This is a genomic window from Halococcus thailandensis JCM 13552 (assembly GCF_000336715.1).
In the GTDB taxonomy this organism is placed as follows: Archaea; Halobacteriota; Halobacteria; order Halobacteriales; family Halococcaceae; genus Halococcus; species Halococcus thailandensis.
Genome location: NZ_AOMF01000171.1, coordinates 202,410 through 215,682, shown reverse-complemented (window position 1 = coordinate 215,682; position 13,273 = coordinate 202,410). Strand labels below are relative to the sequence as shown.

16 protein-coding genes are annotated in these 13,273 nt (G+C 65.3%); 2 read left to right on the top strand and 14 right to left on the bottom strand.

Going from position 1 to position 13,273, the window contains the following annotated elements; genetic code table 11:
* The 8 genes from nuoK to C451_RS17415 all read right to left on the bottom strand — a co-directional run bounded on the left by nuoK (position 1) and on the right by C451_RS17415 (position 5,156).
* The gene (gene nuoK / locus C451_RS17455; RefSeq protein ID WP_004054770.1) at positions 1-303 is read right to left on the bottom strand and encodes an NADH-quinone oxidoreductase subunit NuoK; all 303 of its coding nucleotides are present in this window, start codon (positions 301-303) and stop codon (positions 1-3) included.
* On the bottom strand, positions 303-713 hold the full coding sequence (locus C451_RS17450) for a hypothetical protein (protein WP_007742610.1): 411 nt from the start codon (positions 711-713) through the stop codon (positions 303-305). The genes nuoK and C451_RS17450 overlap by 1 nt, the downstream gene beginning before the upstream one ends.
* Positions 710-982 carry an NADH-quinone oxidoreductase subunit J gene (locus C451_RS17445; RefSeq protein WP_004054773.1) on the bottom strand — a complete coding sequence of 91 codons (273 nt, stop codon included), beginning with the start codon at positions 980-982 and terminating at the stop codon, positions 710-712. Before C451_RS17445 ends, C451_RS17450 begins: the two co-directional genes overlap by 4 nt.
* A gap of 128 nt (positions 983-1,110) precedes the next feature.
* On the bottom strand, positions 1,111-2,391 hold the full coding sequence (gene hisD, locus C451_RS17440) for a histidinol dehydrogenase (protein WP_007742608.1): 1,281 nt from the start codon (positions 2,389-2,391) through the stop codon (positions 1,111-1,113).
* 42 nt (positions 2,392-2,433) lie between these two features.
* Entirely contained in the window at positions 2,434-2,646 is a 213-nt protein-coding gene (locus C451_RS17435; protein ID WP_007742607.1) for a hypothetical protein, read from the bottom strand.
* 86 nt (positions 2,647-2,732) lie between these two features.
* The gene (locus C451_RS17430; RefSeq protein ID WP_007742606.1) at positions 2,733-2,999 is read right to left on the bottom strand and encodes a hypothetical protein; all 267 of its coding nucleotides are present in this window, start codon (positions 2,997-2,999) and stop codon (positions 2,733-2,735) included.
* Entirely contained in the window at positions 2,996-3,241 is a 246-nt protein-coding gene (locus tag C451_RS17425) for a hypothetical protein (RefSeq protein WP_007742605.1), read from the bottom strand. Before C451_RS17425 ends, C451_RS17430 begins: the two co-directional genes overlap by 4 nt.
* Before the next feature lie 568 nt (positions 3,242-3,809).
* Complete coding sequence (locus C451_RS17415) at positions 3,810-5,156, bottom strand: NAD(P)/FAD-dependent oxidoreductase (RefSeq protein ID WP_007742603.1); 1,347 nt, start codon at positions 5,154-5,156, stop codon at positions 3,810-3,812.
* Between the two features lie 133 nt (positions 5,157-5,289).
* On the opposite strand from C451_RS17415, the gene C451_RS17410 reads away from it, so the two are divergent.
* Positions 5,290-6,252 (top strand): D-2-hydroxyacid dehydrogenase, encoded by a 963-nt coding sequence (locus tag C451_RS17410; RefSeq protein WP_007742602.1) that lies wholly within the window; start codon positions 5,290-5,292, stop codon positions 6,250-6,252.
* A gap of 859 nt (positions 6,253-7,111) precedes the next feature.
* Here C451_RS17410 and asd read toward each other — a convergent pair.
* From asd to cofD, 6 genes are read right to left on the bottom strand one after another with little or no spacing between them, the layout of a single operon-like run.
* Positions 7,112-8,143 (bottom strand): aspartate-semialdehyde dehydrogenase, encoded by a 1,032-nt coding sequence (gene asd, locus C451_RS17400; RefSeq protein WP_007742597.1) that lies wholly within the window; start codon positions 8,141-8,143, stop codon positions 7,112-7,114.
* Positions 8,144-8,198: 55 nt separating this feature from the next.
* Positions 8,199-8,387, bottom strand: a complete 189-nt coding sequence (locus tag C451_RS17395; RefSeq protein WP_007742596.1) for a 30S ribosomal protein S17e — start codon at positions 8,385-8,387, stop codon at positions 8,199-8,201.
* 44 nt (positions 8,388-8,431) lie between these two features.
* Entirely contained in the window at positions 8,432-9,028 is a 597-nt protein-coding gene (locus C451_RS17390; protein WP_007742595.1) for a DUF447 domain-containing protein, read from the bottom strand.
* The gene (locus tag C451_RS17385; protein ID WP_007742594.1) at positions 9,025-9,858 is read right to left on the bottom strand and encodes a triphosphoribosyl-dephospho-CoA synthase; all 834 of its coding nucleotides are present in this window, start codon (positions 9,856-9,858) and stop codon (positions 9,025-9,027) included. Before C451_RS17385 ends, C451_RS17390 begins: the two co-directional genes overlap by 4 nt.
* Positions 9,855-10,619 (bottom strand): tRNA-dihydrouridine synthase, encoded by a 765-nt coding sequence (locus tag C451_RS17380; protein WP_007742590.1) that lies wholly within the window; start codon positions 10,617-10,619, stop codon positions 9,855-9,857. Before C451_RS17380 ends, C451_RS17385 begins: the two co-directional genes overlap by 4 nt.
* Complete coding sequence (cofD, locus tag C451_RS17375) at positions 10,619-11,617, bottom strand: 2-phospho-L-lactate transferase (protein WP_007742589.1); 999 nt, start codon at positions 11,615-11,617, stop codon at positions 10,619-10,621. Before cofD ends, C451_RS17380 begins: the two co-directional genes overlap by 1 nt.
* A 390-nt stretch (positions 11,618-12,007) precedes the next feature.
* Between cofD and C451_RS17370 the strand changes: the two genes are divergently transcribed.
* On the top strand, positions 12,008-13,234 hold the full coding sequence (locus C451_RS17370) for an HD domain-containing protein (RefSeq protein ID WP_007742588.1): 1,227 nt from the start codon (positions 12,008-12,010) through the stop codon (positions 13,232-13,234).
* Positions 13,235-13,273: the final 39 nt, after the last annotated feature.

Genomic DNA, 13,273 nt, shown 5'->3' with positions numbered 1-13,273 from the left:
TTACCACCTCATTGTCGCTGCTTCAGTCACGTCCACGCCGCGGAAGTTGCGGTAGAGGACGAGGACGATGCCGATGCCGACCGCGACTTCCGCCGCGGCGAGTGCGATCGTGAACAAACTGAACACCTGTCCGGTGAGATTCCCGTGCTGGAACGAAAAGGCAACGAAGTTGATGTTGGCGGCGGTGAGCATGATCTCGACGCTCATCAGGAAGACGAGCGCGTTGCGGCGAGTGAGGATGCCGAACAGACCGACGCAGAACAGCCCTGCCGACAGGAGAAGGTAATACTGAACGGGGACCATCAGCGACCGTCCTCCTCGACGTCACGGCCACCGTCGGCCCTGGCAGCGGTCTCGGCGTCGGTTTCGGATTCGTCGTCGGCGTCGCGGTCGGGCGAGACGAACCGCAGCGCACCGGCGATATGACCGTTCTCTTCAGTTTTCGCGAGCATCACCGCGGCCGCGAGCGCCGCCACGAGCGCGAGATCGATGATCTCGAAGGCGATCAGAAAGCCCTCGCTGGGATACGCACCGCCGTCGAGACTGAACAGCGCGTAGCCGATCGACGCCGTCACCGAGCCGCCGCCGGGAAAGCCCGCGGGGGCGTCGAACGAGCTCGTCAGGAAGACGGCGGCGAAGACGACGAACAGCGCGACCGCGATGAGCCCGGGGAGGAGATGGCTGCCGAGCCGCAGGCGCGGACGGGTAGTCACGACACTGCCTCCTTCGGATCGTCAACCCGTGTCAGCATGACGGCGAAGGTGATGAGGATGAGCACCCCGCCGACGTAGACGAGTATCTGCATCGCGGCGAGGAACTCGGCGCTCATCATCACGTAGTGGATGGCGACGCTCAACAGCGTCACCCCGAGCATGAGCGCTGAGTGCCAGACGTCCTCCATCAGGACGACGCCGAAAGCACCCGCGATGGTGACGAGCGCGAACAGCGCAAACGCGGCCGTCTCGTACGGTAATGCTGCCATTGTGCCACCTCATATGGGATAGTGTTTGAAGGTTTCGAGACCCGCCCGTTAGCGGACGACGCCCGTACCGGCTGCAGCCGCTGGCTCCGGACCAAACAGGCCCAAACGCTCGGCAACGAACATGATCGTTACTCGGACGCCGATCGATCGCGAATCCGAACGCTCTCGGCGTGGGCCTCAAGCCCCTCGGCCTCGGCGAGCGTCGTCACCGTGTCGCCGAGCGCGTCGAGCGCGTCCGACGAGAGTCGCTGGACCGTCGTCGATCGCAGGAACGTCTCGACCGACAGCCCGCCCGTGGTGCGCGCGTGGCCACCGGTCGGCAGTACGTGGTTCGGCCCGGCGGCGTAATCACCCGCTGCCACCGGACTGTACGGGCCGAGGAAGACGCTGCCCGCATTGCTGATCCGGTCGAGCAGCGCCTCGTCGTCTTCGGCCTGGATCGAGAGGTGCTCGGCGGCGTACTCCTCACAGAAGAGGACCGCCTCGGGCATCGAGCGGGCGACGAACACGCCGCTGGCGTCGTTGTCGAGCGCCTCGCGGATGGTTGCCTCGCGTTCGCGCTCCTCGATCTGTCGGTCGACGGCCGCGACGATCTCGTCGGCGAGCTCCTCGTCGTCGGTGACGGCGACGACCGACGCCGCGGGGTCGTGTTCGGCCTGCGCGACGAGGTCGGCCGCGACGAATTGCGGATCGGCCGAGTCGTCGGCGAGCACGCAGACCTCGCTCGGCCCCGCGAGGAAATCGATGGCGCAGTCGTTCCTGACGGCGGCTTTGGCGGCCGTCACCCACCGGTTGCCCGGGCCGACGATCTTCTCGACCGGCGAGACCGTCTCGGTGCCGTAGGCGAGCGCGGCGATCGCCTGTGCACCGCCAACCTGATGGATCGCGTCCGCGCCGGCGACGTGCAGCGCCGCGAGCGTCGCGGGACTGAGCTCGTCGGCCGGCGGCGTCGCGACCGCCACCTGCTCGACACCGGCGACGGTGGCCGGAACGACCGTCATCAGCGCGCTGGAGGGGTAGGCCGCGCCGCCGCCGGGGACGTACGCACCGACGCGCTCGATCGGTCGGTAGCGCCGCCCGAGCTCGCGACCGTCGAAATCCTCCCGCCAATCGTCGGGCAACTGGCGCTCGTGGAACTCCTCGATGTTGACGGCAGCGGTCTCGATCGCACCCCTGAGATCGTCGTCGATCTCGTCGTAAGCGCGCTCGGCGGTGTCGGACACGTCGATGGTGCCGACGGTCGTGTCGTCGAACTCCTCGGCATACTCGCGCAGCGCGACGTCGCCCTCCTCGCGCACGCGCTCGACGATGTCGGCGACATCGCCGGCGATCGCGTCGATGCCGGCATCACGATGGAACAGCGCCCGCCGCCGGTCGGGCGGGAGATCCGCAACGGTGTTGGCGTCCATGCGAGCGACTCGGGGGCCGGTGCGAAAACGGTTTGTGGTCTCTCACTCCTCGATCTCGACGAGACGGAGTTTCGACAGCACAGCTCGCACGAGGAGATAGCAGACCAGCCCGAACCCGAGCAGGGTCGTCGGTGCGGCGAGAACGCGCGCCGTGCGGTAGGGGAGAACGAGCCGCGAGAAACCGAGGAGCAGGAAGCTCACCAGGATCAGCCCGAAGGCGAAAAGCGAGAGTTTCACGAAACCGTTGCGATCCATGTACCCGTGCTATGGGGGTTGCGAACATAAATGCGCGACAGAACCGGGCTATTCGGGTCACGGTCGTCACCCCACCGTCGTACCGACTATCCGAAGTAGCCCAACGTGTCGAGGATCAGCGCGAAGACACCGCTGAGAACGGTGATGATGAGCACCCCGCCGGTGAGGAGAAAGCCGACCGAGCTCGGCAGCGTGAACTGGAACAGTGCGATGAACACGCAGGTGACGCTCCCGACGGTGAGGAGGAACGACCCCATGTTGGGGTTCCGGCCAGTCAGTGCCTCGACGTCCTCCGAGAACCGGTTCAGATCGTCGCTCGTGTCGGCATCGGCCGACGGTTCCGACTCGCTCATTGTGAATCCGGGGTCGACGGATCGGTCCCGTTCCGGTTCGCCTCGGCGGCGCTCTGGACCACCTGCAACAGATGCGAGACCCAGAGCCCGGCGGTGAACCCGAAGAGCGTCCCGACGGTCGTGATGCGGATCGACTCCTGGAGCGGTGCGAACGCGGCGAGGATGCACAGCGTGCCGAAGACGGCCATGAGAGCGTACTGAGCGCGCGTGTCCCGGTTCGCACGCCGTATTTCGTCGAGCATTTGCAAATGAACTGTCGTGTCGGACGGGGTTAAAACCTCCGTGCACCCGATCAGTGGCGTACAGAGCACCTCTATCGTCCGATTCCTTCAATCGGCAAACAGCCCACAGATGTACCGATCAGTAGCTCGTCGATCGAGAGTTGCACGCCCGAATCCGTCGATCTGGCGGCACGGAAACGGGTTTTCAGTTGGCGTCTCACCCGTCAGCGTCACCGACTCGTTGAGGGCTGCGCTCGTTGCACGGAGCGTGGGCTCGATCGAGTGGAGTATCGCCCGGAACACTAACGGCCGGCCTCATCGCGGGCGGTGTGCCGTCTCGGCCGGGAAACCCTATGCCGGGCGGGTCGTCGGCGACCATCCTCGGCCGGCGTGTGCCGGCCTCGCGTTCGGTTGCGCGTGGCGCAACCCGTGTCGCCGGTCGACACCGGCTCCACGTTCGGTCGTATATCACACGACCTGTGTCGCACGCCGGGGTTCGCCGCGCGTCATCGCGTCCGTGTGGACGTACTCGAGCGAGGACTACGGCGTGCGATCGCGATACGGACCGCGAGTATAAACCGTCCGTGACTCAGACGGCGTACTCCGATTCACGGAGCTGGACGTAGCCGCCGTTGCGGTAGCCGAACTTCGCCTTGCCGTATCGTGCGAGCACCGAGAGCCCGGCGCGACCGGAAAACGGCATCCGGAGTGCGCTGAGACGACCGTCGTCGAGCATTCGATCGACCGATCGGAAAGCGTCGTCCCAGTCGTCGGGCTCGAAGCCGGTGACGACGTCGGCCATCGAGACGTTCCGCAGGATCTCGTCGCCGACCGCGCGCTTCCACTCGCGGTTGTAGGTGTCGAGCGCGCCCGCACCCGCCAGCGAGCCGGCGATCTTGCCGGTGCGCACGGCCACGTGGTCGCCACCCTCGTGGAAGGCCGAGGTCGCGCCCATCGCACCGCCGACGATGGCGACGTTCGCACCGGTCGGCGAGTCGATCGGGCGCGTCGAGGAGATTGGGTAGGTCTCGGTCCCGCCGCTCTTGCCCCGGTCCTCCACGAGCGGGAAGTCGTCGAGACCGTAGTCCGGATACTCGGCTGCGAGCAGCCGTTCGACGTACTCTTTCCCCGATGGGACGGTCTCGTCGTCGGGTTCGAGCAGTCGATAGCGCTCTGGGTTGCGCACTTCGTCGATATCGAGCCCGATTGGCATCGTCAGGCCGACTCGCGCCACACAGCCGTCGTTCGGGAACACCCACGGGTAGGCCGTGTGTCCGGGCATCGATCCCCACCAGAATTTGAGGAGGTCCTCGTCGAACAGTTCGGGCGGGAATTCCCGGTACTCCTGATAGGCGATGTGGTTCGCACGGTTCGAGGCAAGGTCTTCGAGCCGTCGCTCGGCGACGAACTCGCCGAGCACGCCCCGCGTGACCGTCCGCTGTGGCCCGTCGGCGAGGATCAGATAATCGGTTTCGATCTCGGTGCCGTCGCGCAGCGTGAGCGTGTGGGTTCCGCGACGGTCGATGGCGACGTCCCTGACGCTCGTCCCGACGCGATAGTCCGCGCCGGCGGCCTCGCAGCGCTCGCGCAGCCAGTCGTCGAAGCGCGCCCGATGGAAGGTGAAGCCGAAATCGGGATACGAACTACCCATCCCTGTCTCTCGGATCGTGAGACGCTCGGTGGGGCCGGCGAAGGTCGCCCCGTTCAGTTCGCGAAGGATCACGTCGTCGGGGATCGCCTCGGGCAGATCCATCAGATCGACCCAGTAGTCGAGCATCCCCGCAGCGTCGGTCGAATCCGGTCCCAGCTCCGCGCGGTCCTCGCGCGGGACGCCCTTTTCGAGCACGACTGTCTCGGCATCCTGTCGGGCCGCCGCCCGCCCGGCCGAGCTGCCTGCCGGACCGCCACCGACGACCGCCACGTCAATCCGCTCCATACGGTTCCGGCCAGCGCCGCGAATAAAGGTCTCCCGCTCGGCGGTCGCCGCCCGACAGGGCGATCGTTCGACGGGTGAAGTTAATGACGGTGGCCATCGAACAGCCGCCCATGATCCGATCGAGGGACGAGCGATGAGCGGCGACGGACCGGACGTTCTGGTGCGCCAAGAGGGAGTTCACGGCATCGCGACCAGCGAGTACGCGGCGGCGCTGCGCGAGCGCCTCCCGGAGTACGACATCCGGCTGGCACGCACGCCTGCCGAGGAGCGCGAACTCGTCACGAACGCGCGCGTCGTCGCCGGCAAGACCGTCGACGAGGAGCTGCTCGATCGCGCCGAGAACCTCGAGCTGCTCGCCTGTTCGTTCGCGGGCTACGGCCATCTCCCGATGGACGCCATCGAGAGCCACGGCGTCAGCGTGACGACCGCCTCCGGCGTCCATGGACCGAACATCGCCGAGGACGTGCTCGGCCACCTGCTCACGCTCACTCGCCGCCACCACGAGGGCTGGCGACGCCAGCAGAACCGGGAGTGGCGTGCCTACCCGACCCGCGAGTTCGCCGGCTCCACGGTCACGGTCGCGGGACTCGGTGCGCTCGGCAGCGCCGTCGTCGAACGGCTGCAGGGGTTCGACGTCGATACGATCGGGATTCGCCACTCGCCCGAGAAGGGCGGTCCGACCGACGAGGTCGTGGGCCCCGATCGCCTCCACGAGGCGCTCGCCCGCACCGACCACCTCGTGCTCACGGTGCCGCTGACCGACGAGACCGAGGGGATGATCGCCGAGGCCGAGTTCACGACGCTACCGCCCGACGCGACGATCGTCAACGTCGCGCGCGGGCCGGTCGTCGACACCGCAGCGCTCGTCTCGGCGGTGCGCTCCAACGACATCGGTGGGGCGGCCCTCGACGTGACCGATCCCGAACCGTTGCCCGAGGATCACCCGCTCTGGGGGTTCGAGAACGTGTTGATCACGCCGCACAACGCCGGCAACACGCCGGAATACTACGAGCGGCTCGCCGATATTCTCGCCGAAAACCTGCGACGAGTTGCCGACACCGGTGAGTACGAGGGCTTGAAAAATCAGGTATTATGAATCGGTACTGGTTGTAATCAACCAAGAGTGCGATGCTCAGCATACTATAGAGGAGTATTACCAAATATTTGTGAATTCTATATCATCTTCCAAGAATTCAGGTAGCGTCAACCCGGAGCGCTCTATATGGACGAATACGTGCTCCATCTCATTTCTAATGTCTGTACTCTCTCGTACATCAGAGAACGTTCGGACGAATTGAGCAGCCTGTCCAAAATTGAATACCAAACCGAATTCGAAAAGGTCTCGTTCTAACTTGAAATTCCATTTGTCGTCGTTTCTAGAGGTTTTTATCGAGTGGGGATGTGACCCAATATTACTGATATAATCGTAAATTTCCCCATACAATTCGTGCTGGTGTCGTAGATTGTTGATTACTGTCTCTCGGATATCCGAGAGATACTCAGTGAGCGGGAGAGTCTGGTATGACATGTACTCATTATCAGTAAGTGCTTCCCGATTCCTCTGGTATTTGGCTCCAGTACGTCCTTTTCTCCGATTTAATTGCTGAAGGATTAAATAAAGTTCCCAGAGATATCTGATTCGCCCATAGGCAGTGGTATAGCAGTGATTCTGCACTAAATGGTAGAGAGCATACGACGCGCTGATACTCTGATTGAGGAGGAGTAACTGAGTCTTGTGTCGATCTCCAGTTGAATTTCCCATCGAATTCCGCACATCACTATGAAATGTGTGTAGATTGTATGTACTAACCAAATGCGTCCGAGCTAGCTTTTGGTTTGGATGATGAACACTGTAGCTCTCACTTTTTTCTTCAAAAATCTCCTGTATGTCCTCAAAGTCATAATTGTACTTCATATCGTCTCAGCGAGCGACCGTTTTCTATATCTCGATAGATTTAGACCCAGCCCTGTTCGACGAGCAGTTCGCCGTTCAGAACGCTCGCGCCGGCCGCGCCGCGCAGGGTGTTGTGGGCGAGACAGTTGTACTGAACCCCATTGGAAGTCTCGCGGAGGCCGCCAGCCGCGACACCCATCCCGTCGCCGACCATCCGATCGAGACGGGGCTGCGGACGGTCCGGTTCCTCGAAGACCTCGATGAACTGATCGGGCGAGCTGTGTAGATTGAGCGATGGGGTCTCTCGCATGGCCGTTGCGGCGTCCTCGGCGGTGATCGACTCGCTGGTTTCGGCCCAGACGTTTTCGAGGTGGCCGTCGAGCGTCGGCACGCGATTGCAGGAGGCGGCGACGTCGGCGTCGTGGTGGTCGAGCTCCGCGCCGTCGAAGCTCCCGAGGAGCTTGCGCGATTCGGTCTCGATCTTTTCCTCCTCGCCACCGATGTGGGGCAGGACGTTGTCGATGATCTCCATCGAGGTCACGCCCGAGTAGCCACCACCGGAGACCGCCTGGAGGGTTGCGACGTGGGCGGTCTCCAGCCCGAACGTATCGAGCGCTGCGAGCGTCGGCACCGCGGTGATCGTCGAGCAGTTCGGGTTCTTCACGAGCGCGCCGTCCCAGCCGCGCTCGTCGCGCTGGACCTCGAGCAGGTCGAGGTGGTCGTGGTTGAGCTCGGGGATCGTGAGGGGGACGTCGTCTGCCATCCGCGCGTTCGACGAGTTCGACGAGACGACGTAGCCCGCCTCGCAGAGGTCTGGTTCGACGCGTTCGCCGACCGACGAGGGCAGCGACGAGAACAGCAGGTCGATGTCGTCGGGGATCGCATCGGGAGCGGTCTCGCGGACGTCGAGCTCCGCGACGTCGTCGGGGATCGGAGTTTCGATGCGCCACTTCGCGGCATCGCGGTAGGAGCGGCCCGCGCTGTCGTCGCTCGCCGTGAGACAGGCGATTTCGAACTCGGGGTGGGGGTCGAGCAGTTGGATCAGTCGCTGTCCGACGGCACCGGTCGCACCGAGAACGCCAACGTGTGTCATTGCTCGGCGTAGGACAATGCCGATGAAAACTGTTCTGGTCGACGCAATGCCCGACTCAGGCGACTGCGCCCTGCTGCTTTCGCGAGACGTAGCCCGCGATGCGATTGCGAACGCCCTTCGATTCGACGTTCGTCAGCGCGGTGACGCTCTCCTTGTTGTGTTCGAAGTCGGTCGAGAACGCTTCCGGATACTGTTCGAGCAGGAGATTGCCCGTCTTCTTGATGTAAGCCGGTTTGATCGCCATACCACCTCTTCTTCGCCCGGCGTATAAACGACGCGCTCTTGCTTTCACCCGTCCTCGGGGGTCCAGGCGGTGTGTTCGACGATCCGCTCCATCGCTGCGTGCTCGCGCGGACCACCACACGTTTCGACCACGTCGGCGAAGTAGTCGAGTCGCTCGCGGAGCTCGTCGGTGTCGTAGGCCGGGACGTCGAGTCGCGACGCCGCGACGGTGGCCTCGACGACCGCACCGTAGCCACGATTGGTCGTCGGCACGATCCGATCCTCGATAGCGGCCTCGATCGGCGTGAGTTCCCACTCTTCCCAGTTCGTCTCACCCGATTCACCCTCGTCAACCGATTCGACCGCGACGCGCGCCCACGCGTTCGCCGCGGGATGCACAGGTGAATCGCGTTCCTGGATCGCGAGCGCGCACTCGGCGAACACCAGCGGATCGTGCAGGAACTGGACGACACCCTGCCCATCCTCGTGGAAGTTCCGCCACGTCCGCGTGCGTCCCCAGGTGCGCGCCGTGACCGGTTCGACCGCGTGGAGCCCGAGTGCCGCGAGATTCCACATCCCGTTCGGGCCGAGCGTCGCCACCAGGGATTCGGTCACGCCCCGAAGCTCGACCGGCCAGTCGACCCCCTCCTGCGAATCGGTCATACGGCGAGTCCGTCTTCGAGCGCGATGAACAGTCCGGCTGCGACGAGATCGGCCGTCGTCCCGGGGTTCACCCCCGCGTCGACGAGTTCTTCGGCGAGCGCGTCGGGGTCGGCGTCGCCGCGCAGCGCCGCCTGTGCGGCCTCGGTGACCTCGCGGGCGGTCGCCTCGTCGTGACGCTTCGCGACGAACGTGTCCGGTTCGCTCGCGAGCGCTTCCAGGAAGGCCCGCGCGGCGCGATCGGGGACGTTCCCCTCACCGCTCGCGATCCGCTCGGCGATCCCGAAGCTCCGCGAGAACCGCGACACCCACTCGCGGGCCACGCCGTCGCGTTCGACGCTCGCGGCGAGTACGTCTTCGAGGGTGAACTCGCGCGCTTCGAGTTCGGGAATCGCGTCCGCACCGCGGCGCACGTCGAGCGCTTCCATCTCGTCCGGCGGGTCGCCGATCCCGACGTCGACGTGCTCGAAGGCGCGATAGAAGCCGGCGGCATCCGCGACGGTCGTCCCCTCGACGACTTCGGCCGCGTGCTCGGGCGTCAGCTCGCCGGTCACGCTCGTCCGGACGAGCGGGACGAGGAGCAGCAGCGCGCCGAACTGCGTGTTGCCACCGCGCTGGTCGGCCATTCCGTCGACCGCGCGCTCGAAGGACTCTCCAATGGGGTCGCTCGCACCGGCCATCCGAAGTCCCTCGCTCGCGCCGACCGCACCAGTCATGAAGTGCTCGAAGCGGAGGTCGGGATACTCACGGTCGCGATCGACGTTGCCGGGTTTCGGTGTGGCGGTCACTTCGAGCAGCAGCGCCAGTTGGGCGTTCTCCGCGGGGGTTCTCATCGACCCGCCCCCGCAGTCGGTTCCGTCTCCGTCTCGAACCAGTCGTCGACCGCTTCGCGCACGCGCCGGAGGATCGCAGGCCGGTCGCTCGGACGGCCGACGCTCACCGCGTCCGCACCGTATTCGAGATATTCCCGAGCAGTCTCGCCGTCGCGCACGCCGTTGTTGGCGACGACGAACAGTTCGGCCGCGTCCGCGACGTCCCGGATCACGGACTCGGAATCCATCGCGTCGACGTGGATCACGTCCGCGCCGGCCCCGTCGATCCAGCGCGCGGTGTCGGGAAGCGAGACGCCGGGCACCTCCGCACGGACCTTCACGCTCACCGTCGCCCCGGTGTCGGCGGCGGTCTCGACCTGCTCGCAGAGACGGTGAGCGTCCCGAAGGAGAGTCTCGCCACAGCCGACGGCGCAGAGTTCGTCCTGACGGCAGTGGGCGTTGAGTTCGAGCATGGCGTCGTGCTCACGACAGAGCTCGGCGACCTCGTGGATCGGTGCGCGCGAGCCGCTGCGGACGTTGACGCCGGCGCGGAGCGGGGCGTCGTCGAGCGCATCGAGTTCGTGTTCGACGAACGCCAGCGGATCGTCGGGGAGGAACTCGTCGCGATCACGCTTGGCCATCCGTCGGGCGGCCCGTCGCGACGGTTCGTCGATGGCGATGCCGCCGAGAAACGCCGCGTCGGCGTGTGTTTCGGCGCTCCGTGCCCACGCGGCATCGGACTCGCCGCTCAGGCTCGCCAGCGCGAGTCGTGGTTCGAACATCAGGCCGCCCCCACGAGAGCGAGCGCGTCGGCGACCGCTTCCACGACGCGCTCGGAGTCCTCTGCGCTGTCGATGCCGATGTCGGTCGTGATCGTCGGGCGACCCAGTTCGGTGGGATCGCGCTCGTCGACGACGAACGCATCGGCGAAGGGGTACGATTCGGCCATCCCCGCCGTGCTCGCCTCGGTGTCCATCGCTTCCATGAGCTTCGCCGCCGGTCCCGAGAAGAGATCGTCGCCGATAAAGGGAGAGACGGCGACCACGGTGGTCTCGGCGAGCGCTTCGGGCACGCCGTCGAGCGCGAGCAGCGGGCCGATGCTCGTCACGGGGTTCGACGGACCGACGATCACCGGGTCGGCGAGCGCGTCGAGCACCTCCGTGGTTGGGTCGGCGTGCTCGGCACCCCGGAACTCGACGTCCTCGATAGCTGGCTCGCCACCGTGAGCGACCCAGAACTCCTGAAAGTGCATCACTTCGTCGGGTGTGTGGATCATCGTCGCCACCGGGTCGTCGCTCATCGGCAGAATAGATATATCGAGCGAGAAGGCGTCGGCGAGCCGGTTCGTGGTCTCGGTGAGTGTGTGGCCCTCGGAGAGGAGACTCGTCCGCAGGAGGTGCACAGCTCTATCGCGATCGCCGATGGTCATGAACTCGCCCACACCCGAAAAGCGTCGCCAGCGCGTGAATCGCGGGCCGTCGGTCTGGCGTTCGTCGGTGAGATATCGGGGACCGGTCTCGAAACCCGCTCGCTCGGAGAGATCGCGGAGTTCCTCGTGGGTAGTGGTACTGTCGCCGTCGATGCCCCACCAGCGCTCGCGGTCGAGGACGCCACCGCGCTCGAACAGGACGGTGTCGAGATCCGGACAGATCAACAGCCCGCCGAGTTCGATGTCGTCGCCGGTGTTGGCGACTACCGTGAGATCGGCAGGATCGAAGACCTCCCTGGCCCCGGCCAGCAGTTTCGGCGTGCCGGTGCCCCCGGAGAGAAACGTCACCATACGCCGACTCCACGACGGGCGGAGTAAACGTTTGTGCTCACCGCAGCCGACGGAATCGTTGAAAAACAAACCAGCAGCGGTCGGCGCGCGCTTGCGCTCGCGTGCGAACGGAGTGAGCACCGAGCGCAAACACTGCGCGAGGTCTGCACGAGCACGGCGAGTGCAGGCTCGTCAGAACTCCGTTCTGACGGTGGATGAGCGAGTGAGTGAAACGAACGAGCGAATCGGTTGGGGAGGTATGTGGGCTGTGCGGGGCGTTGCGGTTTCTCACTGTCATCAGCAGTCGTCGTGTGAACATCGAGTCAATAGCAATGGAAAATCCATGCCGTGAGAACTGCCAAACACGAGCAGGGCCGAAGTTTTTCACCGAACACGTCGAAGACGGGACCAATGAAGACGATCAAGGACAGCGTCCACGACCACATCGAGATTTCGGGCGTCGCGCAGGCCCTGCTCGACACCCCGGCCGTGCAGCGCCTGCGCCACGTCCGCCAGCTCGGCACCGTCGATCTCGTCTATCCCTCGGCCAATCACACCCGATTCGAGCACAGTCTGGGAGTCTATCACCTCGCCGATCGCGCCCTCTCGCAGCTCGGTATCGAGGGTGTACGGGCCGAGCGCGTCCGCGCGGCCGCGATCCTCCACGACGTCGGGCACGGGCCGTACAGCCACAACCTCGAAGCGCTGATCCAGCGTCGGACGGGCAACTACCACGACGACGTGGACGAACTCCTCGCCACTGGTGAGGTCGCCGACGTTCTCGCCGACCACGATCTCGATCCGGAACGCATCGCGAACCTGGTGGCCGGCGAGGGCCGACTCGGCCAGCTCGTCTCGGGCGAACTCGACGTCGATCGGATGGACTATCTAGTGCGCGACGCCCTCCACACGGGCGTGCCCTACGGAACGATCGACCACGGTCGGCTCGTCCGCGAACTCCGCTTTCTCGACGGCGAGCTCGTCCTCGCCGAGGGGAACGTCCAGACGGCCGAGGCGCTGTTGCTCGCCCGCGCGCTGATGAACCCCGTCGTCTACAGCCATCCCGTCGCGCGCATCGGCAAGGCGATGCTCCGGCGGGCGACCGAGCGCCTGCTCGACGACGAGTTGAGCGGGGCGGACCTCCGCCGGATGGACGACCACGACCTGCTGGTGACGCTGCGAAACGACGAGCGCACGGCGAGGGATGCAGAGCGTCTCGGTCGACGCGATCTCTACAAACGGGCGGTGTGGGCCGAGCTCCGCGACACGCCGGACGAACTCGTCGACGCCGATCACACGACGATCCGCGAGTACGAACGCGAGATCGCCGATCGTGCCTCGGTCGCCGCCGAGAGCGTGATCCTCGACGTGCCGGCGCGCCCGCGCATGACCGAGTCCTCCTCGCGGGTCGTCGTGAGCGGCGAGATCCGTCCACTCGGCCGACAGTCGACGCTCGTCGAGGCACTCAAAACCACTCAGCGCGACCAGTGGCGTTTCGGGATCTACGCACCGGCCGACGCCACCGAGCAGGTCGGGACGGCGGCCGTCTCGGTGCTCGGGCTCGATATCGATGGCGCGCTCGTCTCGGACGTTCGGGCCGGCGTCAACACGACGCTCGACGAGTTCGGCGACGAGTGAGCTAAGATGCAATCGCTATCGATGAAAGATATCTCAGGA

Coding starts and splice junctions, on each gene's coding strand:
- nuoK (WP_004054770.1), bottom strand. CDS start 303: ATGGTCCCCGTTCAGTATTACCTTCTCCTGTCGGCAGGGCTGTTCTGC.
- C451_RS17445 (WP_004054773.1), bottom strand. CDS start 982: ATGGCAGCATTACCGTACGAGACGGCCGCGTTTGCGCTGTTCGCGCTC.
- hisD (WP_007742608.1), bottom strand. CDS start 2,391: ATGGACGCCAACACCGTTGCGGATCTCCCGCCCGACCGGCGGCGGGCG.
- C451_RS17435 (WP_007742607.1), bottom strand. CDS start 2,646: ATGGATCGCAACGGTTTCGTGAAACTCTCGCTTTTCGCCTTCGGGCTG.
- C451_RS17430 (WP_007742606.1), bottom strand. CDS start 2,999: ATGAGCGAGTCGGAACCGTCGGCCGATGCCGACACGAGCGACGATCTG.
- C451_RS17425 (WP_007742605.1), bottom strand. CDS start 3,241: ATGCTCGACGAAATACGGCGTGCGAACCGGGACACGCGCGCTCAGTAC.
- C451_RS17415 (WP_007742603.1), bottom strand. CDS start 5,156: ATGGAGCGGATTGACGTGGCGGTCGTCGGTGGCGGTCCGGCAGGCAGC.
- C451_RS17410 (WP_007742602.1), top strand. CDS start 5,290: ATGAGCGGCGACGGACCGGACGTTCTGGTGCGCCAAGAGGGAGTTCAC.
- asd (WP_007742597.1), bottom strand. CDS start 8,143: ATGACACACGTTGGCGTTCTCGGTGCGACCGGTGCCGTCGGACAGCGA.
- C451_RS17395 (WP_007742596.1), bottom strand. CDS start 8,387: ATGGCGATCAAACCGGCTTACATCAAGAAGACGGGCAATCTCCTGCTC.
- C451_RS17390 (WP_007742595.1), bottom strand. CDS start 9,028: ATGACCGATTCGCAGGAGGGGGTCGACTGGCCGGTCGAGCTTCGGGGC.
- C451_RS17385 (WP_007742594.1), bottom strand. CDS start 9,858: ATGAGAACCCCCGCGGAGAACGCCCAACTGGCGCTGCTGCTCGAAGTG.
- C451_RS17380 (WP_007742590.1), bottom strand. CDS start 10,619: ATGTTCGAACCACGACTCGCGCTGGCGAGCCTGAGCGGCGAGTCCGAT.
- cofD (WP_007742589.1), bottom strand. CDS start 11,617: ATGGTGACGTTTCTCTCCGGGGGCACCGGCACGCCGAAACTGCTGGCC.
- C451_RS17370 (WP_007742588.1), top strand. CDS start 12,008: ATGAAGACGATCAAGGACAGCGTCCACGACCACATCGAGATTTCGGGC.